This window comes from Sphingopyxis sp. EG6, from assembly GCF_003609815.1.
GTDB lineage: Bacteria > Pseudomonadota > Alphaproteobacteria > Sphingomonadales > Sphingomonadaceae > Sphingopyxis.
In genome coordinates this window covers 1,481,221-1,503,082 of record NZ_AP017603.1, presented here as the reverse complement: position 1 = coordinate 1,503,082, position 21,862 = coordinate 1,481,221, and the positions used below count along the sequence as shown (strand labels likewise).

The 21,862-nt window shown below is 62.0% G+C and carries 14 protein-coding genes; 7 read left to right on the top strand and 7 right to left on the bottom strand.

The features are described from left to right. Positions 1-15: 15 nt before the first annotated feature. The 7 genes from SPYCW_RS07410 to SPYCW_RS07380 all read left to right on the top strand — a co-directional run bounded on the left by SPYCW_RS07410 (position 16) and on the right by SPYCW_RS07380 (position 16,345). Positions 16-3,519 (top strand): protein NO VEIN domain-containing protein, encoded by a 3,504-nt coding sequence (locus SPYCW_RS07410; protein ID WP_113480814.1) that lies wholly within the window; start codon positions 16-18, stop codon positions 3,517-3,519. Continuing rightward, positions 3,516-4,496: a hypothetical protein gene (locus tag SPYCW_RS07405; protein ID WP_120216257.1), complete on the top strand. Its 981-nt coding sequence runs from the start codon at positions 3,516-3,518 to the stop codon at positions 4,494-4,496. Before SPYCW_RS07410 ends, SPYCW_RS07405 begins: the two co-directional genes overlap by 4 nt. After that, positions 4,496-4,984 (top strand): hypothetical protein, encoded by a 489-nt coding sequence (locus SPYCW_RS07400; protein ID WP_172595570.1) that lies wholly within the window; start codon positions 4,496-4,498, stop codon positions 4,982-4,984. Before SPYCW_RS07405 ends, SPYCW_RS07400 begins: the two co-directional genes overlap by 1 nt. Then, positions 4,981-9,210, top strand: coding sequence for a sacsin N-terminal ATP-binding-like domain-containing protein (locus SPYCW_RS07395; RefSeq protein ID WP_120216256.1), 4,230 nt, complete (start codon positions 4,981-4,983; stop codon positions 9,208-9,210). Before SPYCW_RS07400 ends, SPYCW_RS07395 begins: the two co-directional genes overlap by 4 nt. Further along, entirely contained in the window at positions 9,194-11,998 is a 2,805-nt protein-coding gene (locus tag SPYCW_RS07390; protein ID WP_120216255.1) for a DUF1156 domain-containing protein, read from the top strand. Before SPYCW_RS07395 ends, SPYCW_RS07390 begins: the two co-directional genes overlap by 17 nt. A 13-nt stretch (positions 11,999-12,011) precedes the next feature. Continuing rightward, complete coding sequence (locus SPYCW_RS07385; protein WP_120216254.1) at positions 12,012-15,308, top strand: DUF499 domain-containing protein; 3,297 nt, start codon at positions 12,012-12,014, stop codon at positions 15,306-15,308. Between the two features lie 143 nt (positions 15,309-15,451). Then, positions 15,452-16,345, top strand: a complete 894-nt coding sequence (locus SPYCW_RS07380; protein ID WP_120216253.1) for a LysR family transcriptional regulator — start codon at positions 15,452-15,454, stop codon at positions 16,343-16,345. On the opposite strand, the gene SPYCW_RS07375 is transcribed toward SPYCW_RS07380, so the two are convergent. The 7 genes from SPYCW_RS07375 to trbJ form a co-directional block, all read right to left on the bottom strand. Then, positions 16,340-16,579: a DUF2274 domain-containing protein gene (locus SPYCW_RS07375; protein ID WP_120216252.1), complete on the bottom strand. Its 240-nt coding sequence runs from the start codon at positions 16,577-16,579 to the stop codon at positions 16,340-16,342. The genes SPYCW_RS07380 and SPYCW_RS07375 overlap by 6 nt on opposite strands. A gap of 1 nt (position 16,580) precedes the next feature. Further along, positions 16,581-17,693, bottom strand: coding sequence for a TrbI/VirB10 family protein (locus SPYCW_RS07370; RefSeq protein ID WP_197715665.1), 1,113 nt, complete (start codon positions 17,691-17,693; stop codon positions 16,581-16,583). A gap of 68 nt (positions 17,694-17,761) precedes the next feature. Continuing rightward, entirely contained in the window at positions 17,762-18,685 is a 924-nt protein-coding gene (gene trbG / locus SPYCW_RS07365; protein WP_443029461.1) for a TrbG/VirB9 family P-type conjugative transfer protein, read from the bottom strand. A gap of 53 nt (positions 18,686-18,738) precedes the next feature. Further along, positions 18,739-19,428: a conjugal transfer protein TrbF gene (gene trbF / locus SPYCW_RS07360; protein ID WP_120216249.1), complete on the bottom strand. Its 690-nt coding sequence runs from the start codon at positions 19,426-19,428 to the stop codon at positions 18,739-18,741. Continuing rightward, positions 19,425-20,783 (bottom strand): P-type conjugative transfer protein TrbL, encoded by a 1,359-nt coding sequence (gene trbL, locus SPYCW_RS07355; RefSeq protein ID WP_120216248.1) that lies wholly within the window; start codon positions 20,781-20,783, stop codon positions 19,425-19,427. Before trbL ends, trbF begins: the two co-directional genes overlap by 4 nt. A 3-nt stretch (positions 20,784-20,786) precedes the next feature. Beyond that, entirely contained in the window at positions 20,787-21,071 is a 285-nt protein-coding gene (gene trbK-alt, locus SPYCW_RS07350) for a putative entry exclusion protein TrbK-alt (RefSeq protein ID WP_120216247.1), read from the bottom strand. Positions 21,072-21,081: 10 nt separating this feature from the next. Further along, positions 21,082-21,861 carry a P-type conjugative transfer protein TrbJ gene (gene trbJ, locus SPYCW_RS07345; protein WP_120216246.1) on the bottom strand — a complete coding sequence of 260 codons (780 nt, stop codon included), beginning with the start codon at positions 21,859-21,861 and terminating at the stop codon, positions 21,082-21,084. Position 21,862 lies beyond the last annotated feature (1 nt).

The window sequence follows — 21,862 nt, the reverse complement described above, 5'->3', positions numbered from 1 at the left end:
GGGGGGCGCTGACTGATGGGGGCACGGCTTGAAGATGTAAAGAACGGCGCGTCTGTGCGGGGGGTGGCCTCCGCGCAGCCCGTGCATGTCATCTCGGTGGACTGGATCGGCGACCAGGCGATCAATGTCGTTTTCCGCGATCACAATGGTGCGGTGGCCGAGGCTGTTCTTTATCGCGATGACGAACACCGTCTTGAGATCGAGCAGAACGGGCGGCCCTGGTCGTTCGACGCCGATGGCGCGCTGCTGCGTCTGGTGACGGAAGCCAACCGTATCAAGCTGGCGCATTATTTCGATCCGTATCTGGCGGTTCACACGAGTCTAGTTGAGCCGCTGCCGCACCAGATTTCTGCTGTCTATGGCGAAATGCTGCCGCGGCAGCCGCTTCGCTTCCTCCTCGCCGACGATCCCGGCGCCGGCAAAACGATCATGGCCGGTCTGCTGATGAAGGAGCTGATCGCGCGCAGCGATCTCGAGCGTTGTCTCGTCGTCGCGCCGGGCAGTCTGGTCGAGCAATGGCAGGACGAACTCGGCCAGAAGTTCAATCTCGAATTCGATATCCTCTCTCGCGACATGATCGAGAACTCGCGGTCGGGCAATCCGTTCAGCGACCGGGATCGGCTGATCGTCCGTCTCGATGTGCTCGCGCGCAATGAGGAGCTTCAAGAGAAGCTCATGAGTGCCCGCGAATGGGACCTGATCATCTGCGACGAAGCTCATCGCATGTCAGCGACCTATTTCGGTGGCGAGGTCAAATATACCCGCCGCTATCAGGTCGGTCAGAAGCTTGGCCAAGTATGTCGGCACCTGCTTTTGATGTCGGCGACGCCGCACAATGGCAAGGAAGAGGATTTCCAGCTTTTCATGGCGCTGCTCGATGGAGATCGGTTCGAAGGCCGGTTCCGCGATGGCGTCCACTACGCCGACACCGCAGACATGATGCGGCGGCTGACGAAAGAGGAACTGCTGAGATTCGATGGCCGGCCACTCTTCCCCGAGCGGCGCGCGCGCACCGTCAAATATCAGCTCTCGGAAGGGGAGGCTGCGCTCTACACCGCCGTCACTGAATATGTGCGCACCGAGATGAACCGCGTGCAGCGGTTCGCCGAGGGTGACGGGAAGAAGCGCAACAATGTCGGCTTCGCCTTGCAGATTCTCCAGCGGCGCCTCGCCTCGTCCCCGGCCGCCATCTACCAGTCACTCAAGCGGCGCCGCGAGCGGCTGGAGAATGAGCTGGGTGAGGCACGCCTTGCCGCGAAAGGCCGTCGGGCCGGTATGGGTGAATCGGTAGTCAACGCCGACATGCTGCGCAACATCGAGGAATATGGTCAGGATGAGATCGACGAGCTTGAGGATCTGATCTCGACGGGCGCGACGACGGCCGAGACGGTCGAACAACTCGCCCTCGAAGTCGAGACGCTGAAGGGCCTGGAGGCGATGGCGCTCGGTGTACTTCGCTCCGGCGTCGATACGAAGTGGACTCAGCTCAATCGTATTCTCGACGACGATCTCATGATCGATGCTGCCGGCAATCGACGCAAGCTGATCATCTTTACCGAACCCAAGGACACGCTCCACTACCTGCTCGACAAGGTGCGGTCGCGGCTTGGCAATCCTGAGGCCGTAGAGGTGATCCACGGCGGCGTGTCACGCGAGGAGCGACGCAAGGTCGTCGAGCGCTTCATGCAGGACAAGGACATGCTTGTCCTCATCGCCAATGATGCGGCCGGTGAAGGCGTGAACCTTCAGCGTGGCCACCTCATGGTCAACTACGACCTGCCGTGGAACCCGAACAAGATCGAACAGCGGTTCGGCCGCATCCACCGCATTGGTCAGACTGAGGTTTGCCATCTGTGGAATCTTGTCGCTGCCGATACTCGCGAGGGCGAGGTTTATGCCCGGCTTCTTGAAAAGCTGGAGGCAGCGCGCGAGGCGTTGGGCGGTCGTGTCTATGACGTGCTCGGTGAACTCTTCGACGGCGTGGCGCTCAAGGATCTGCTGTTCGAGGCGATACAGTATGGCGAGAGGGAAGAGGTCAAGGCGCGTCTCTTCCAGCAGGTCGATGGCGCGGTCGACCAGGCGAACCTGCTCGAACTGCTGCGGCGCCGCGCGCTGACCAACGACACCATGCCCGAGGCCAGGGTCGAGGAATTGAGGCTTGAAATGGAGCGCGCCGAGGCGCAGCGCCTTCAGCCGCACCACATCCAGAGCTTCTTTGTCGAGGCGTTTCAGCATCTGGGTGGCCGGATCAAGCGCCGCGAGGAAGGACGCTGGGAGATCACGCACGTCCCGGTGCGTATTCGCGAGCGGGATCGTCAGATCGGGACCGGTGCGCCGATTCAGACGCAGTATGAGCGGATCTGCTTCGAGAAGGACAAGATCAACCAGCAGCCCGTCGCAGCCTTCGTCTGCCCCGGCCATCCGCTGCTCGAGGCCGTGATCAGCATGATCCGCGAGCAATACGAGCAGATCATGCGGCAGGGTGCGATCCTGGTGGATGACACTGATGCCGGCGACGCGCTGTCGGCGATCTTCTTACTGGAGCACACTGTCCAGGACGGTCGTGTTACCAGCGCCGGCAAGCCGCACGTAATATCGCAACGGCTCCAGTTCGCGGCCCTCGACAGGACTGGTAATACCGTCAATGCAGGCATTGCGCCGCACTTGAATCTCCGGCCCGCGACGACGGAGGAGGTTGCCAGCGTGCGCGACCTCCTGGACGAGAGCTGGCTCACCTCAGAGCTGGAAAAAGCAGCCATTCGGTTCGCTACAGTCGAGCTTGCCCAGGGTCATGTCGCCGAGGTCAAGGCGCGGCGCCTGCCCGAGATCGAAAAGGTCGAGCAGGAAGTTCGCGCCCGGCTCAAAAAGGAGATCAACTACTGGGACTCGCGCGCCTTCGAGCTGAAGGAAGAGGAGCGGGCTGGCAAGAAGACGCGGGTGAACTGGCAGAATGCCCAGCGCCGCGCTGAAGACCTTGCCGAACGGCAGAAGCGCCGAATGGACCAGCTTGAGCGCGAGCGCTTCATCTCATCGCAGCCACCGCGTGTCCGTGGTGGCATGGTTGTCATCCCGCGCGGCCTGCTCGAAGAGCGTCAATCGCCAAGCGTCCCGAACCATTTTGCGGAAGACCCCGCTGCACGCAGAGTGATCGAGCTTGCCGCGATGGAGGCCGTCATGGCCGCCGAGCGTGCACTGGGGAACGCGCCGGTCGACGTATCGGCCCAGAAGGTCGGCTACGACATCGCCTCGCACGATCCGAAGTCGGGGCACCTACGCTTCATCGAGGTCAAGGGGCGCATCGACGGTGCCGACAGCGTGATGATCACACGGCAGGAGGTCATCACCTCGCTGCACGAGCCGGAGAAGTTCATTCTGGCGATCGTCTCTGTCGCCAGCGGCTTCGCCCATGAGCCGCGCTATGTGCGTGGCCCTCTTGTCGAGCGCGAGCCGTCCTTTCTCGAGACGGCAATTCAATTTCATCTGCCGCGCCTGCTCGAGCGCGCGGAGGCGCCGCGATGAGGATCACCAAGGGTCTGATCATCGCCGATCCTTGGATTGGCTATATCCTTGGCGGGACCAAGGACTGGGAAATGCGCTCGACCGGCGCTTCTCATCGCGATTGGTTCGGACTGATCCGCAAAGGCACGGGGGCGGTCTATGGCGTGGCAAGACTGATCGAGGCCGGCGCGCCGCTATCGCCAGAAGAGATGATCGCCACGTTCGAACATCACCGTATTCCCGAGCATATGATCCGTTCGGGCGAAGTCGCGAAATGGAATACGCCCTGGAAGCTTGCCGATGTGCGCCGCCTCGACCGACCGGTTGCTTACCGGCACAAGAGCGGCGCCGTGACCTGGGTCGAACTGGACGATGCGGCCGTCGATGGTATCGCGAGCCAGCTCGGAGCCGGGGGCACGATGGGCGAGCCGGAAGTGGCGATGCCTTTGGTTGGCGCTTCGCGGCAGGATCGGTTCGGCAGCGCCGATACGGTGAAGGTCGATGTCTCCCAGCGCGGTCGTAAGCTGCATGTCGACATTGAGTGGGATGACGCCAAGCCGGACGTAATCGATCCGGTGAAGACGATGCCATCAACCGCGACCGCCCAGACCGTGCGACCTCCGGCGTCACGGGTCATGACGACCTTGCAGACGACGACCGGGCGCGTGATCGGCGAGGTGGAGATCACCGACGGAAACATCGCGAACAACCACATCTACCTCCGTTCTTTCTTCGACCGCTTCCCGGCCGACGCCATTGGCGGGTCAAACAAGGCGACGCGGGCGAAGCGCGATCTAACGATCGAGTGGGGCGGCACGGACCCGGTCCAGACCGACCTCGACGGCCAGAAGAAGTTTTTCCGCGCCCGTGGCTGGATCGGCGCTTTCTATCGATTGTATTGCGCCCGAGCGGGGGACCGCGTCGTGGTCGAGGAAATTGCAGCCTATCGCTATCGCGTCAGTCTCATGCGGTGCGGATCGCAAGGGAGGGGCGCGTGATGGAGATGAAGGATTTTGCCATTCTCGCTCCGGTGCCGCTGGAGCATCTTCAGTCCGGCGCAGACATCGCGCACAAGGCCGGGTTCGTCGCCTTTGGCTCGCGGAAGTGGGAGCTGTTTCGCAAGGTCGATGAACTGCGCGGCGGCGTTCGCGTGCCGGTCTTGATCTATCCATCCCACGAGGACGTGCCGGCCAAGCTCAGTTTTGTCGTGTCCTGGCTGGGTTGGTATGTGGGCTGCGAGGAAAGCGGAAACGGTAAGCATTCAAAGGAAATGATGCATCGCCCGCCGACGACGGGCCAATATACGTCCGACAATCAGGGCCACTGGGCGGTGTTCTGGCACGTTTGCGATCTGCACGAACTGCCGGCCGGGCGACGATTGCCGATCTCTGCAATCCAGACCGTAAAGGGCGGCTGGCGTAAGACAGCCCCGCCGCGCGGACCCGAAATGGTCGCCACGCCTTCGACGCTGGAGTTGCCGCTATGAGCGCGGGCCGCAAGATCGAAGCGATCCTCGACGATCCTCCTGGCTATTTCCAGCCCATCCAGGAACGCGCCACCAAACGCTGGGACCAGCTTGAGGCGGACCCGGAGCTTGCAGGGCCGTGGCATCAGCTCTTCAAGCAGGTGCAGAGCCCACGCCATATTCTGTCTGAGCTGCTCCAGAATGCTGACGACGCCGGTGCTAGCGAGGCGCGGGTATCGATCGAGAACGACCGCTTCGTGTTCGAGCACAATGGCGAGGACTTCATCGAGGCCCACTTTGCATCGATCTGCCGCTTCGGCTACTCCAACAAGCGCGCGCTGCACACGATCGGCTTCCGAGGGATCGGCTTTAAGAGCACATTCAGCTTGGGCGATCGGGTCGAGCTGTTCACGCCGACGCTGGCTGTCGCGTTCGAGCGCGCGCGGTTCACGCAGCCGCACTGGATTGATAGTCGTTCCCTGACGTCTGGAACCACGCGCGTCGAGGTGGCAATTGCAGGCCCGCTGCTACGCCGCGAAGTCGAGAAGAACCTCGACGAGTGGCTGAAAAGCCCGGTGTCGCTGCTGTTCTTCAAGAAAATCCGTCGCCTTCTGATCGGCGACAGCGAGGTGCATTGGCAGAGTCTCGGACCTGGCCCCATCGCCGAAAGCGAATGGATGGCTTTGGACGAGAAGGCGAACGATCCCTTCCTGCTCGTGCGGTCGGACGAGGAAGCCTTTCCTGCCGAAGCGCTCGACGAGATCCGCAACGAGCGGATGTTGGGGGCCGAGGATAGCGGTGATTTCCCGCCCTGCCGGGTGGAGATTGTGCTCGGCGCCAAGGGCCGGCTCTATGTCGTGCTGCCGACCGGCGTGGAAACGACGCTACCTTTCGCCTGCAACGCACCCTTTATCCAGGATCCGGCACGTCTCAAGATCAAGGATCCGGAGACCTCGCCGACCAATCGCTGGCTGTTGAACCGGGCCGGCGAACTCGCCGCCAGTGCGATGATTGAGTGGCTGGAGCAGACCAAGGCCAGCCCGCGGGATCGCTCGGATGCCTATGGCTTGTTGCCTGATGTTGATCGTGAGGCGTCCACGCTCGAAGGATCGTGTGGTGCGATCGTCGAACTGGCGTTTGATGCGGCGATCGATGGCCGATCGATGCTGCTGACCGAAGATGGGCAACTCGTCAGCGCCAAAGCCGCGATCACTGTTCCGCGGCAGATATTCGACATCTGGCCGGCTGATCAGGCTATGGCCTTGCTCGACGACAAATCCCGGTCGGCGCTGTGCCAACATGTATCGGCCAAGAACCGGACCAAGCTCGTTCACTGGGGCTTGGTCGAGGAGTTCTCGAAGACCGATTTACTTGAGCGCCTGCGTAGCAATCACCTGCCTCGGCCCGCGACCTGGCGACACCTATTGAACCTATGGGCCTATATCGCGCCCGAAGTGACGGGCTGGCAATGTCATGACGCCGACGCCCTGCGGATCGTGCCTGTGCAGGGCAAAGACGTGCTCTATGGGGCGTCGGAGATCGTGCGGCTCGGCGAGAAGAAGCTGCTTCAGTCTGAAGAGGATTGGGAGTTTCTCGCCGGCCACCTGATCGTCCTCAACCAGAACTGGACCCGGTTTCTCGCCGAGCAGCGCCGCGACAAGGGGGACGGGGAAAGCCGCAACGACACGGTCGAGGCGGCTTTCGCGGTGCTGGAGGAGATCGGCCTCGATGGGACGAGCGACGTCAATGCCGTGATCGAGCGCGTCGCTGCCGACTATTTCAACGCCGGCCAACCGAAACTCGCCGAGTGTATTCAGCTTGCCCAGATCGCGGCCAAGCTGGGCGTCACGATCGGTGACGCTTTCCGGTACGCCTGCGTTGATCGAACGCTTCGGTCGATCGGCAAGGGAGTGTTGTTCGACGAGAATGGCGCGCTGGAGGAGCTGCTGCCTGAGTCGGTCCAGAAGACCCAGCTCCTGCACGGGGATTATGTAGCGAGCTTCAAATCCTGCTCGCGGGAGGATTGGCTTCGCTGGATCGGCTCTGGCCGCTCCGGTCTCCTGACGTTCGTGCCGTTCGTCCAGAAGCGCCAGAATATCTATGGGCGACAGCAGCTCACGACGGAAGCGCAGGCACGTGGAGCACGCGGTGCGCTCTATTATCCGTATGTTACCAACCAGTTCGTCATCGAAGACTGGGATTTCTCTACCGATTACTGGAGGCATTGGGAGGCGCTGTCGAAGGTCGACGCGGGCATCTGGACCAAAATCGTCGGCAAGATCCTAGATCAGCGCGATACCTATTGGTTGCGCACCGCTGGCGCTCGTCTGTCGCAGGTAGCGACCACGGGGTCGACGCGATCGGTCACGTCGGAGCCTTTGTTGGCGGATTGGTTGCTGAAGCTGCGGGCCAAACCCTGCCTGCCCGACACGCGCAACATGATCCAGCTCCCAGCGGACCTGGTTCGCAGGACACCCGAGACGGAAGCCCTGATCGACGTGGAGCCGTTCGTCCATGGGCTGCTCGACCGGGAAACGACGCGCCCGCTGCTCGATCTTCTCAGCGTTCGCAGCGCGCCCAGCGGTCCGGGACGTCTGCTCGACCGCCTGCGTTCCCTGGCGAAATCCGACAAGGCGCCAGCGCATGAAGTCGAGAAGTGGTATCGCCGCTTGGATCAGATGCTTGACGGTTGCTCGACCGTCGATGCCCAGAACATTAGGAACGCCTTCAAGACCGAGAAGCTGATCCTCGCCCAGGATGGGACATGGGCGCCGACCAGCGGCGTTTTCCTGGCGGGAGACGAGGAAGATGTTCCCGGCGCCGCCGTCGTGCGCGCGTCCGTGCTCGACCTCAGTCTGTGGCATCGTATCGGTGTCGCCGATCGGCCGTCCGCGGATCTGGCACTGCAATGGCTTGGGACGCTGGCCTCGGGGAAAGCGCTGTCAGCCGATGAGGTCCGGCGTGTTCGCACGTTGCTGATCCGATACCCGACCCGGATATGGGAAGAGTGCGGGCACTGGGTGAATCTGGTGGGTGAGTGGGCGCCGGTTGAGACGCTCGCCTATGGCCTGAGTATGCAGACGCTGTTCCGGTGGAGCCATCTGCACGAATGGGTCAAGCGCAAGACCGCCGATTTTCAGCGGCTGTCGGGGGAGACCGTGCAGGCGCCGCCATTCTCGGCCTTGCTGGTCTTGTCGGAACTCGTTGAGGAACGCTTCAACCAGCCGTCGTTGCTGGACGGCGTGGATGATCGCCGCGCCTGGCTAACGGCGTTCGGAACGCAGCTTGGGCGGATCGAGCTGGCCGATGCCGCCGAGACCGAGCGTGTGCGGACGTTGTCTGATGCGATCGCGGCGACGAGCTGGGTCCAGAGCTCCAAGCTGGAGGTCATCCCGTACCTTGATGGCGTGCCGGCCGGTACGCCCCGGCTCACCGACATCCTGTGGCTTGACCGCAAGCTGTTCGTCAGCCCGCTATCGAAGGCCAAGCTCGCCAAGCGTGTGCCGGAGGAGATTGGCAGGAGCCTGAGCGCCGATATTCGCGCGGCACTGGCCTATGCGTTCGAACGTTCGCCCGAGGACATCAGGGAATATCTCGAGGAGAATTTCACACTCGGCCCTGAGCTCATCGTCGCCCTACCGATTGCCGAGATACAGCCCGCTGCCGAACCCGGCGATGACGAGGACGTCGACCAGGTTGCCGAAGACGCTCACGGTGATGCCGAGCCGGTTGATGCGGATGATCTCCACCCGGCGGAGGACGATGAGCCCGCAAACCAGCCTGAACCCGCCTCGCCGGCCGGGGAGTCGGATCGCGAACTGATCGAAACAGAGGTGGTGACCAAGCCCCGCGCCGTGCCGAAGCCCCCACGCCCGAGTGTCATGGCGCGCTTCGCGTTGAGCCAGGGCTACGAGGCTGACGGCGAGGATCGCTTCTTCCATGCGGACGGGAGCTGGATCGGCCGCGGTAACGGCACGCGCTTTCCGTGGGAGCGCCGCTCGGCAGGCGGTGAGATCCTGCGTTATTACTATCCCAAGGACCATTGCCTGGAGCATGAACCGCTCCAGCTTGAGGCCGACGTCTGGGGGCTGCTTGACCAGAAGCCGGACCTCTATTCGTTCATTCTCATCAACCCGGAGGGTGATCCCGTCGAGATGACGGGCGTTCGCCTACGCGCACTGCGCGACGGCGGCGAACTTACCATTCACCCCGCAACCTACAGGCTCGTTTATGACCTCGACGAATAACATCAAGAAGAAGCTCATTGAGGTCGCGATCCCTTTGGAGGCGATCAGTGCGGGTTCGTCCTATGAGAAGATGCCAGGGATAGGCCCGCACCCGCGGGGAATTCACCATTGGTGGGCACGGCGCCCTCATGTGGCGTGTCGTTCATTCCTGTTTGCGCAACTCGTTGACGACCCTTCGAGCGATCCTGCTCAATTTTCAACGGAAGAGGCGCAACAGGTAGAACGAAATCGATTGTTCAATATTATAGAGAGATTGTCCGATTGGAAAAACAGTCACGATGAAGAGTTGTTCCGAGAGGCAAGGGTAGAAATATTAAGATCCTGCAATGGAACTCTTCCATCGGTTTATGATCCCTTCTCTGGAGGTTTTTCAATAACTTCGGAGGCGCAAAGACTTGGTCTTCCCGCGCATGGCAGCGACTTAAACCCTGTCGCTGTCATGATCGGCAAGGCAATGATCGAAATACCGCCTAGATTTCAAGGACTGAAGCCCGTCCATCCCGGACCCAGTGATCGGAATCACTACCGTCATGCCGAAGGCTTGGCCGAGGACGTCACATATTACGGTGAGCGTGTTCGACAGCGCGCCGTAGAGCGTATTGGCCAACTGTATCCGAAGGTTGACTTGCCCAAAGAGCTGGGAGGCCAGAAAGCGACCGTAATCGCGTGGATATGGGCGCGAACGGTACCGAGCCCCGATCCCGCCTTCTCCAACGTGCGAGTGCCGATAGCGTCAAATTTCGTCCTCAGCACGAAGAAAGGAAAAGAGAGCTGGATATCTCTTGAAATCGATAAGGCGACGAAGACGATTCAATATCGGATCCGCAAGGGCGGCACCAAGGCAGAAATCGACAAGGCGAAGGAAGGAACGAAGGTTGGGAGGGCCAACTTTGTTTGTCCTATTTCCGAGACTGCAATCACTCCAGAATACATTAAGGAATGCGGCCTCAAGGGTGAACTAGGGCAAACGCTTATGGCAATCGTCGCCGATGGAAAGGGCGGTCGCATATATCTTCCCCCTTCGCAACATCATGAGGATGTTGCCTTCTCGCAAGTTTCGGAATGGAAGCCTGAAGCCGAGTTTTTCCAGCAGGGACTAGGATTCCGAGTGGGCAACTACGGAATGTCAAAATGGAGTGATTTATTTACTCAAAGACAGATTGTCGCGTTAAATACATTGGGCGAAATCATAAAGGACGTACGCGGCGAGATAGAGGTTGCGGCTCTCGCGGGAGGAATGGCTGATAGTGAGCCTTCCTTACGGGATGGCGGTGTAGGTGCTAAGGCGTATGCTGAGGCGGTGAGCATATATTTGGCATTCGGGATCGATAGGGCGGCAGATTTCAATAACTCTCTAGTGCGTTGGAGTTCAAGTAACGAGAAGCCGATGAATCTTTTTGGTCGGCAAGCTATACCTATGGTCTGGGACTTCGCTGAGGCGAATATTCTTGCTGACGTCGTGGGCGGCTTTGCGCCAGCGACTGAATATCAAGCGAAATGCCTGTCCCGCCTGATAACGGACACTCCTGGCGTCGCATGGCAGCATGATGCACAGTCGGTTATTTACGGACCTGACGCTGTCATATCGACCGACCCGCCGTATTACGACAATATTGGATATGCGGATCTTTCGGATTTCTTCTATGTGTGGCTCAAGAGAAGCATAAGTGATGTGTATCCGGACCTATTCTCTTTTATCCAGACACCAAAATCTGAAGAGCTGGTAGCTACGCCGGCTCGACACGGTGGGGGTAAAGCTGCAGAGCAATTCTTCCTGGATGGTATGACGAAAGCTATGCGGAGCATGGCGCTGCAGGCGAGCGCCGAATATCCGCTCTCAATATACTACGCGTTCAAACAGAGCGAGATCGAAAAAGATGGAATCAGTTCTACCGGATGGGCAACATTCATTCAGGCCATAATCGATGCAGGTATGTATATAAGCGCAACGTGGCCAGTTCGATCTGAGCAGACATCTAGGATTAGAGGGATCGGAAGCAATGCGCTCGCCAGTTCCGTGGTCCTAGTCTGTAGAAAGAGAGACGAAAACGCTATCAGCGTTAGTCGGGCAGAGTTCTTGCGGGCTCTAAAGCGTGAGTTGCCTGCTGCAATTGCGAAACTGCAAGTCGCAAACATTGCGCCAGCCGACATGCCGCAATCGGCCATTGGTCCCGGCATGGGGGTATTTTCGCATTACAAGACCGTCCTCGAATCTGACGACAGCCCGATGAGCGTGAAGACCGCGCTCCAGCTTATCAACCGGGAACTCGACGAATATCTTGGTGGTATTCAAGGCGAGTTCGATGCTGACACCCGCTTTGCCATCACCTGGTTCGAGCAGCACGGCATGGGCAAGGGAGATTATGGTACAGCCAACAGTATCGCGACCGCGCGGGGCATCTCGGTCGATAGCGTCAAGCACGCCGGCATCGTCGAAAGTGCCGCCGGCAAGGTGCGCATCCTGACGCGCGACGAGCTAGACGAAGATTGGGACCCGGAAGAGGACCGCCACCTGACGGTGTGGGAATGCCTCCAGCATCTGGTCGGTCGGCACGAGAAGGACGGTATCTCACACGACACCGCCGTCTTGTTGAAGAAGATCAGTACACAGGCTGAGGCCGTGAAGGATCTCGCCTATTGTCTCTACGACATCAGCGCCAACAAGCGGAAAGATGCGAAGGAGGCCACGGCGTACAACGCCCTGATCGCCGACTGGACCGAGCTGACGAAGGCGGCAGCAGCCATCCACGACACAAGCGGGGATCGTCAGATCCGCCTGGATATTTGAGGGGGAACGGGACGTGGCAAAAAGCACGCGGCAATATGTTTTCGAAGGAATGGAGCTGCTCCCCGCAGCGCTCATTCCATTCGTCGAGAAGCGGTTGGAGACCTCCGTCAAGGGACATTGGCAGATCGAGGTCGTGCAGCGAGTACAGGGTCTCAAGCCCAATTCGGCAGGAGAGGTCGGCTGGGATCAGCAGGGTCTGCTCAAGACCATGATGGCATTCTGGAAGGATGCCTTCGCGTCGGTGCTTGGGCATCCCGAACGCTCCTATGTTTCCGAACTGCTCGATGTCCGCAACAAGCTCTCGCACAACGAGACCTTCACCTACGACGATGCCGAGCGGGCGTTGGACACGATGCGGCGGCTGATGGAGTCGATCAGCGCTGGCGAGGTTGCCGAGCAGCTCTCGAAGATGCGTGACACGATCCTCCGGACCAAATTCACAGAGCTTCAGCGCAACGAGGAGCGGCGAAAAACCCAGCGGCTGGATATCTCGGTCGAAACCGTGGCGGGATTGCTCCCGTGGCGCGAAGTGGTCGAACCGCATCCGGACGTCGCGACTGGCGAATTCCAGCAGGCCGAGTTCGCGGCGGACCTTGCCAAAGTCCATTCTGGCAGCGCGCCCGCCGAGTATCGTGACCCTGGTCAGTTCTTCAGCCGGACGTATCTCACCGAGGGTTTGAGCACGCTTCTGGTTGGCGCCGCCAAACGGCTTGCCGGCAGCGGCGGCGATCCGGTGGTCGAACTGCAAACCAATTTTGGTGGCGGTAAGACCCACTCGATGCTCGCCCTTTATCACATGGCGGGTGGAACGCCGGTACAGGACCTGTCCGGACTTGACCGCTTGCTGGACAAGCACGAGCTGAGCGTGCCTCAGAAGGTCAATCGCGCGGTGCTGGTCGGCACGTCGCGAGGACCACAGGATGTCCTCAATACCGATAGCGGCCAGAAGATCCGTACCACATGGGGCGAACTGGCATGGCAACTCGGCGGGGCAGAAGCCTTCGCCATGGTCGCCGAGAATGATGCCAACGGCATCGCGCCAGGCTCCCATCTTCTCGAGGCGATCTTCAAGAAATACGCGCCGTGCCTGATCCTGATCGACGAATGGGTCGCCTATCTGAGGCAAATCTACAAAGTCGAAGGGCTGCCGTCGGGATCGTTCGACGCGAACCTGTCCTTCGTCCAGTCGCTGACCGAGGCGGTCAAGGCCAGCCCCGGCACTCTGCTGGTCGCCTCCTTGCCGGCATCACAGATCGAGGTTGGCGGCGAAGGCGGCCAGGAGGCATTGGCGCGGCTCAAGCAGACCTTCAGCCGTGTCGAGTCGTCATGGCGGCCGGCGAGCCAGGAAGAAAGCTATGAGATTGTTCGGCGGCGGCTGTTCAAGGACATCCCCGGCGATAAGTTTCATCACCGCGACAACACGCTGAAGCAGTTCGCGAAGCTGTATCGCGAGAACGCCAACGACTTCCCGCAGGGCTGCGCGGATGAGGACTACAGGCGCAAGCTGGAAAAAGCCTATCCGATCCATCCCGAGCTGTTCGACCAGCTCTATGCGACCTGGGGATCGCTTGAAAAATTCCAGCGCACGCGCGGTGTGCTGCGGTTGATGGCGCAGGCCATCCATGAGCTTTGGATGAATGGCGATCCATCGGTGATGATCATGCCGGGCAGTGTCGCCGTGAGTTCCCCGCGCGTGGAGCCGGAATTGCTCCACTACCTCGATGTGACCTGGCAGTCGATCATCGCTGGCGATGTCGATGGCACGACGTCCACACCCTATAAGATCGATCAGTCGGCGCCCAACCTGAACCGGTATTCGGCAACTCGGCGCGTCGCCCGCGCGGTCTTCATGGGCACAGCGCCCACCCATCAGCAGCAGAACACCGGCCTCGACGACAAGCAGATCAATCTCGGGGTCGTGCAGCCCGGCGAGCGTCCGGCGATCTTTGGCGACGCACTACGCCGGCTGACCAACCAAGCCAAGTTCATGCACGCTGATCTCGGCCGCTACTGGTATTCCATGTCGGCGAGTCTCAACCGCATCGCGGCGGACAAGGCGGCGCAGATCGAGACGGCGCTGGTCGACGTGACGATCGACGCCGAACTCGGAAAATACGTGAATGGGCTCACGGATCGCGGCCATTTTGATGCCGTGCAGGTCGCGCCGGCCTCATCAGCAGAAGTCCCCGATGAAGCGGGCGGCGTCCGCGCCGTCGTGCTGGGTGTCAAACACCCGCATAACGGACGTGATGGTTCGGAGGCGCTGGTCGAGGCCAAAGATATCCTCACGCAGCGTGGCAGCACGCCGCGCGTCTATCGCAATATGCTGGTGTTCATCGCCGCGGAAGCCCGCCAGCTTGATCATCTGAAAGACGCCGTGCGCGCGTCGCTCGCCTGGGGCGAGATCGTGCGGGATACGGAGCGGCTGAACCTCACCCAGAGCGATAGCGCGCTGGCCAAGGCAAAGCTGACTGAAGCGAACGAGACGATGAAAACCCGCCTGAAAGAGGCGTGGTGCTATCTGCATTACCCGGCCCAGGAAAGCGCCCAAGCCGATTGGGAGTGGGTATCGGGTAAGATTCCGGCGCAGGATGGGCTGCTGGCGCGGGCCAGCAAAAAGCTGGTGGCGGAAGAGGGCTTGCTCGTGGAGTTGGGGCCGTCGCGCCTCGACCGCGATCTCCAGAAATACATCTGGAATGACAAGCCGCGACTGTCGCTGAAGGATCTGCGGGAATATCTCAATCGCTACATCTATTTGCCGCGTCTCAAGGGACAGGACGTTCTGGTCAAAGCCGTGCAGGCGGCCGTGAGCGGGATGTTGCCCGGTCCCTTCGCCTATGCCGAACGATGGGACGAGAAGTCGGACACTTATATGGGGCTGGCGATCGAGCGGGCGATCAGCGCCGTGGTGGTGATCGACAGCGACAGTGTAATCGTGAGACCCGAGGTAGCCGAAGCGCACCGTCCGGTGCCGGTGCGGCCGGGAACCGGTGACACGCCCTCAGGACCCGGCGACAGTACGCCAGCGCCAGATGGACAATCGACGGACGGTGAACCGCCGGCACCTCCAGCGGACAAGAAGCCGACGCGCTTTTCCGGTGCCGTGATGATCTCACCGGAGCGACCGGCTCGAGACATCCATCAGATCGTCGAAGCGATCGTCGAACAACTGACGACGCTGCCGGGCAGCCAGGTGAAGATCCGACTTGAGATTGACGCCGAAGTGCCTGACGGTCTCGATCGCGCCAAGGTTCGGACGCTGGTCGAGAATGCCAATACACTTGGATTCATAGAGAAATCCGTAGAGTGACAGCCGGTCGGCGTTACCCAGTGTGGCCGGGGAACGCCGACGAACTTTGTCGTCACGCTGGGAAATCGGTTTGGCAAGCCTCGCAGCGTCTCTGTCAAGCATTCGGGATAAGGGGACTCCCCGGACAATTTCCAGGTGTGAGTATGAACTTTCGACATCTGCGCTATTTCGTTGCAGCTTTCGAGCATGGAAGCTTTCGAAAGGCGGGTGCAGCGCTCGGTGTGCAGGAGTCCACGATCAGTCGCCGGATTCGCGACATGGAAGATGGGCTCGGTTCAGCGTTGTTTCATCGCCATAGCGGCGGCGTGTGCCTGACCGTCGCAGGGCAGCGGCTGTTGTCGAAGGCGCGAAAGGTCCTTCGCTACGTCAACGAAGGCACGGAGATCGTGGACGCGGTCGGGCGCGGCGAGGAAGGCCATCTGCGGGTAGGTATTTTCACCTCGCTGGCATCCGGCTTTCTCCCCGACCTGCTGCGTGGCTTTGCCGAGGAGCATCCTGGCGTCCATATCGAGGTCGCCGACGGCAACCCCGCAGAGCATGTCGCAGCGATCCGGCAGTTCCGATTGGACATCGCCTTTCTGACGGGGACCTTGGACTGGCCACGATGCGAGACCGACTATCTCTGGTCAGAGCGTGTTTTCGTGGTGCTGCCTGAATCGCACGCGCTTGCTCAGAAAGAGGAGGTGCATTGGCATGACCTCGCGCATGAGCCGTTCATCGTCAGCGACGTGCCTCCGGGTCAGGAAATTCATGACTATCTGGTGCAGCGGGTCGCTGATCTCGGCCACCATCCGAAAATACAATCACAGTTTGTCGGGCGCGATAATCTGTTGACGCTTGTCGCGATCGGCAGCGGGCTCACGGTCACAAGCGAGGCGACGACAGCAGCCCATGTGCCGGGCATCTGCTACAGGCCAATCGTCGGCGAGGTTCTTCCCTTTAGCGGCGTATGGTCGCCGAAGAACGATAATCCGGCGCTCAGGCGCTTCGTCAGCATGGCGAAGGTGTTGGCGCGCAGCCAAGGCGCGGAACTATGAACCAGGACCGCCGACGGGTTTCGCTCTGCGGGCTTTGGCGAACCCGCGATCGGTTGCGATGAAGCGCTCCAGCATCGGTACGATCAGCTGGACGGGATCGCGCACAGGCTGGCCGGTCTGGCGCCCGAGCACTTCGGCGTAGGCGGTGAGATCGCGGTGGAGCGATGCCGGTAGCTCCAGCGTCGCCTTGACCGGCTTTTCCTCCATGATCGGACCGAGCTTCAATTTCGTCATGTCAGCCTCCGTAGGGTTCGAGGACGAGATCGCGGGTGACGATCACCCTGACCGGGAAACCCGGCCGGATGGTCAGCGTCGGCGCAATATTGAGCTGGCGGCGGATGATCTGCTGGCCTGCGTCGTTGATGGTGTCCTGTCCGCCGTTGCGGATTGCGCGCAAAAGTCGGTCCTGGTCGTCGACGGCGAGTTCGGCCCCGACCGAAAGAAGCGTCGAGAGGCCAGCGGCCTTGGCGAGATCCCACCAGTGGTAATCGACCCCATCCTCCAGACCGGCATAGCCCTGCGTGTCTGCGCCGGGCTGGCGTTCGAGCACGATCGAGCGTCCGTTGGGGAATATGAGGCGGCTCCACACCAAGAGGATACGACGCTGTCCGAAGCCGACGTCGTTGCTGTATTCGCCGATGATGCGCGTTCCTTGCGGAACGACGAGGATGCGCCCGGTCGGGCTGTCATAGATATTTTCAGTCACCTGGGCGGTGATCTGCCCCGGCAGATCGGAACGAATGCCGGTGATGAGGGCGGCCGAGATGACCGCGCCCGCCTGGAGGACATAAGGCGACGCCGGCGCCATGATGCGGTCGGCGGCAATGGTGCGGCGGTCGACGGGAGCGTTGAGGAAGGCAAGCTGGCGATCCTGCGCGGTCTGGGTGCCTGGTTGCGCACCTGTTCCCACACCGGCAAGGCCGGGGCTGGTCATGCCGACGGATGCCGACGTTGAGACCGGGCCAGCATCGAAAAACACCTGGCTGGTGCGCGCCGCTTCCAGCTCGGCGAGACGGCGTTGCTCCTCGGGGTCAGCCTGCGGGGTTGCCATGGCGGGCGGTACGACAGGCTGGCCCTGGTTCTGTGCACTGACAATCGGGCGGCCGAGATCTCCCGGTAGCGCCGGACCAAGCACAGGCCCGGTATAATCGCGCGGCAGGCCGGCCAGGCCATCGGCCGTGGCGCGATTATCGGTCGAATAGAGTTCATCGCCGCTCTTGCCGGGATCGCGGGTCTGGAGCGCGTAGATGAGGGAACCGCCGATGCCGACAAGGGCAACGGCGGCCGCGCCAGCGAGCACCTTGCGCGACAGCCGCGTGACGCGCGGAGACTCGGCGCGCAGGCGCATGGGCGATGTTGAATCGACAAAAGGCCCCGATGGCTGCCGTGGTTCGGGGGTGTCGTTGTCGGTATCACTCATGATGCAGGCTTCCCATCGGTTCGCACGATCCTGACGGTTTGCTGGCGGTTGCCGCCGCCGAGACGCAACTCGGCGGCGCCGAAGATGCGGTCCACGATCAGGATGTTCTGGTAGATGCGGCTGTTGACGAGCTGGGGTTCGCCGTCGGCGCCGAGGACGAAGATGGGCGGCATTTCGCCCTGGACGATGCCGCGCGGAAACTCGACATAGACCCGCCGGCCGTCGTCATAAACGGAGACCGGCCGCCAGGGCGGTGTGTCGCCGGTGATGCCGTATCGATAGTGACGTGCGGCGGCTGCGGGAATGATCGGTGTCGCCGGGGTGTTGGCGCGCTGCGATGCCGGGGGCACGGGATAGGCCCATGCCACGGCTGGCATGTACGGCTTCGCTTCCGCCCTGAGTTCGAGCATGTAGATGCGGCGGTCGGTCGTGATGACGAGGTTCGTGGTGATGTCGGGGCGCGTCGGCTTGACGAGGATGTGGACGCGGCGCGAGAGGCCGGAACCGCTCTCGGTATCGCCGATGATCCAGCGGGCGGTGTCGCCGGCGGCGATCGGGCCAGCGCCGGTCAGTCTTTCGCCGGGTTCGAGCGCGATGTTGGTGATCTGACCGGGTGCCGCATAGACCTGATAGAGCGCGCCTTCGCTCCACGGATAGATCTGGATCGCATTGTAGTAGCCCTCGCGGCGCGGTTCGACGCGGGCGGCGGCGTTGGCGTTCTCGACGCGGCCGCTTGGCGTGTTCGCGGCGGTTCCGCCATGCGCGGGCGTCCAGGCGGGCGGCGTATGCAACGGCCGCGGCGGTTGCTCGGTGACTGGAGTCGGCACCGCCGGCAGAGGTGGCACGTCACTGTCATAGCTGATGGTGGGCGGCTTGAACGTCGCGCATCCCGCCAGCATGGTGGCAGAAAGCAGCACCATCGCCAAAGCGGATTTACGTACAGCCGGAAAGCCGGGCCTACGGCGAGGCCCGCTCATTGGGACATCTCCCGCGACCAGTTGATAGCGTTGACGTAGATCCCGAGTGGATTGGCGCGCAGCCGTTCGGCGTCACGCGGCGTCTGGATGACGATGGTCAGAATCGCGGTCCAGCGTTCGGTCTCGGCGAGCTGGCCGTTCTCGTAACGCTTCTCCGTCCAGGCGACGCGGAAGGAATCCTGGGAGGCACGGATGACGCTCGATACTTCGACGGCGATTTGTTGCTTGCCGACCTTGGTGAATGGGTCGTTGGTGCGGGCATAGTCGTTCAGCGCGCCTGCGCCGCGGTCGGTGGTCCATTCATAGGCGCGCAGCCAGTTCTGCCGCACGATGATCGGATCGGCGGGGATGCTTCTGACCTGCTCGATGAAGCGGGCGAGATGCCAGGCTACCTGCGGATCGGTCGGCCGGTAATCGGCCGTCGCCGGTGCCACCGATTGCGCTTGGCCGAGACGATCGACCTGCACGACCCAGGGGACGACGGTGCCGCGCGCCGACTGCCAGACCAGTGCGGCGGCGAAACCGGCCGACAGGAACAGCGAGCCGAAGGCCATGATGCGCCAGTTTCTGGCCTGTATGCGGGCCGAACCAATCCGTTCGTCCCAGACCTGGGCGGCCTTCTGATAGGGCGTTTCGGGTTCGGGCGATTTCCCATAGTGAGCGGAGGGCCGTTTGAAGAGGTTCATGAGCGGTCACTTTCGGAGAGGTTGACGGAGGAGCCGCCGCCATGGCCGTCACCGGAGCGGACGGCATGGGCGGCGAGGGTGGCTCCGTGGCTGAGGGACTGGCCGCGCTTCATGCGCTTTGCCCAGTCGGGCTGGCCGTCGCGGGGCGTTGCCGCGGCTTCGCCTGTCGTCCCGGACCCAGGGATGGCGCCCATGGTCGAAGAGCCACCGGTCGCGCCGAAACCGGCCTTGGCGCCTTCCGAGAAGCTGGACTTGACGCCTTCGGCGGCGCGCGCCGTCGCGCGCTTCAGGGGTGACACTGTGGCCGCTCCGGTCGCGCGGGCGACGCCGCCGAGACCAGAGGCGACGCCAGCGGCTCCGGACTGGCCGAGCGAGCCGACGCTGTAGGCAGCGGCGGCTCCGCCTGCGGCAGCCGCTCCACCCCGCACGGCGGCAGCACCGCCGGACATCGCAGCCGCTCCTCCCTTCATGGCAAGGCCTGCCGCGCCACCAGCTGCGAGCGCAGCCCCACCGACGGCAAGCCCGGTGCCGACAGCCGCACCGGCGCCGAGTTGCGGTCCGCCGCTGACCAGACCGGCAGCGATGCCGGGACCGAAGATGCCGAGACCGAGCAGCGATAGCGCGGCGAGGACAATCGCCATGGCGTCGTCGATCGTGGGCGTTGCACCGCCGAAGCCGGCCGTGAACTGGCTGAACAACGTCGAGCCGATGCCGATAATGACCGCGAGAACGAGGACCTTGATACCGGACGAGACGACATTGCCGAGGACACGCTCAGCCATGAAAGCGGTCTTGCCGAAAAGGCCGAAAGGGATGAGGACGAAGCCCGCCAGCGTCGTCAGCTTGAATTCGATCAAGGTAACGAAGAGCTGGATCGCCAGGATGAAGAAGGCGAGCAGCACCAACGCCCAGGCGAAGAGCAGGCAGGCGATCTGGATGAAGTTCTCGAAGAACGCGATCCAACCCATCAGGTCGGAGATGGATTCGAGCAAGGGGCGCGCGGCGTCCAGCCCGGTCTGCGCCACTTTGCCGGGACGCATCAGATCCTGCGCGGTGAAGCTGGTGCCCGAAGCTTTGAGGCCCAATCCCGCGAACGAGTCGAAGACGATCTTGGCGAGGTTGTTCCAGTTGCCGATGAGATAGGCGAAGACGCCGACGAAGAGCGTCTTCTTCACGAGCCGGGCGATGATGTCGTCTTCCGCGCCCCAGCTCCAGAACAGGGCGGCAAGCGTCACATCGATGACGATCAGCGTCGTAGCGATGAACGCGACCTCGCCGCCGAGCAGTCCGAAGCCGCTGTTGATGTAGGAGGTGAAGACCCCGAGGAAATTGTCGATGACGCCTGCGCCGCCCATGGTTCACCGTCCTTCTGTTGTCGGGACGGCAGGTGCCGGAGGGCGGCCAAGGAAGCGATCACGGCTCTCGGCCCAGACGCGCATGCAGTCGGTATCGCTCGCCGCAGCCTGGCCAAGCTGCTGGCACCGGCGCTGCTCTTCGCGCAGCGGATCACGCGCGGGTTCGACAACGCGGGCGTGCCCCATCTCCGGAGGCGTCTCATTCCGGGTCATCTCGATCGCCGTCGCCGTGATGGCGACGGCGACGAAGACGACGGCGCCCAACCGGGCCAGCATCTTGCCGTCCATGGCTGCACCCTCAGTTGCCGTTGCCGAACATCTGCGCGTTGCCGGGCTGGTAGCCCGAACCAGGCGTCAGGAAGCGGCGCCGCTGCTCACGGCCTTGGTCGGCGGCAGCGGCACGCTCGGCCTCGGTGAGCGCCTCGGAGCGGCCATTGGCGGAGATCAGCGCAACCAGATCGGAAAGCTGCTGAGATTGAAGCGCGAGAAGTTGGTTGCCGGCCTGGGTCGCCTGCAATGCGCCTTGCGCGCCCTGGCTCTGGCTGACGAGGTTGGACATCTGCGTGCGGTTGCTGTCGATATTGCCGACGACGCCGGCCTGCACCCGCATGGCGTCCTGCAAGCCGCCCACGGTGTTCTGCCAGCGCGAGCGGGCGTCGGTGACGAGCTTGGCATCGGAGGCCGAAAGCGAGACGCCACCATATTGCTGCTGGAACATCTGGTCGACGTTCTGGACGTCGAAGGCGATGTTCTGCGCTTGGCTGAGAAGCTGCTGCGTGCGCTGGACGTTTTGCTGAATCTGCTGGAGCGCCGAATAGGGCAGGTTCGCCAGATTCTTGGCCTGGTTGATGAGGCTTTGCGCCTCGTTCTGGAGCGAGCGGATCTGGTTGTTGATCTGCTCGAGGGAGCGCGCCGCCGTCAGGACGTTCTGGGCGTAGTTGGTAGGGTCATAGACGATACCGCCGAAGCCGAACTGCGCGTGTGCTGGCGCGGTCAGCATGGGCGACGCGGCGAGTGGCATCGCCAGGATGACTGCCGCGAGCGAAAGCGCGCGCCGACGTGAGCGTTGGGTCGTCATG

Coding starts and splice junctions, on each gene's coding strand:
- SPYCW_RS07410 (WP_113480814.1), top strand. CDS start 16: ATGGGGGCACGGCTTGAAGATGTAAAGAACGGCGCGTCTGTGCGGGGG.
- SPYCW_RS07405 (WP_120216257.1), top strand. CDS start 3,516: ATGAGGATCACCAAGGGTCTGATCATCGCCGATCCTTGGATTGGCTAT.
- SPYCW_RS07400 (WP_172595570.1), top strand. CDS start 4,496: ATGGAGATGAAGGATTTTGCCATTCTCGCTCCGGTGCCGCTGGAGCAT.
- SPYCW_RS07395 (WP_120216256.1), top strand. CDS start 4,981: ATGAGCGCGGGCCGCAAGATCGAAGCGATCCTCGACGATCCTCCTGGC.
- SPYCW_RS07390 (WP_120216255.1), top strand. CDS start 9,194: ATGACCTCGACGAATAACATCAAGAAGAAGCTCATTGAGGTCGCGATC.
- SPYCW_RS07380 (WP_120216253.1), top strand. CDS start 15,452: ATGAACTTTCGACATCTGCGCTATTTCGTTGCAGCTTTCGAGCATGGA.
- SPYCW_RS07375 (WP_120216252.1), bottom strand. CDS start 16,579: ATGACGAAATTGAAGCTCGGTCCGATCATGGAGGAAAAGCCGGTCAAG.
- SPYCW_RS07370 (WP_197715665.1), bottom strand. CDS start 17,693: ATGCGCCTGCGCGCCGAGTCTCCGCGCGTCACGCGGCTGTCGCGCAAG.
- trbG (WP_443029461.1), bottom strand. CDS start 18,685: ATGGTGCTGCTTTCTGCCACCATGCTGGCGGGATGCGCGACGTTCAAG.
- trbF (WP_120216249.1), bottom strand. CDS start 19,428: ATGAACCTCTTCAAACGGCCCTCCGCTCACTATGGGAAATCGCCCGAA.
- trbL (WP_120216248.1), bottom strand. CDS start 20,783: ATGGGCGGCGCAGGCGTCATCGACAATTTCCTCGGGGTCTTCACCTCC.
- trbK-alt (WP_120216247.1), bottom strand. CDS start 21,071: ATGGACGGCAAGATGCTGGCCCGGTTGGGCGCCGTCGTCTTCGTCGCC.
- trbJ (WP_120216246.1), bottom strand. CDS start 21,861: ATGACGACCCAACGCTCACGTCGGCGCGCGCTTTCGCTCGCGGCAGTC.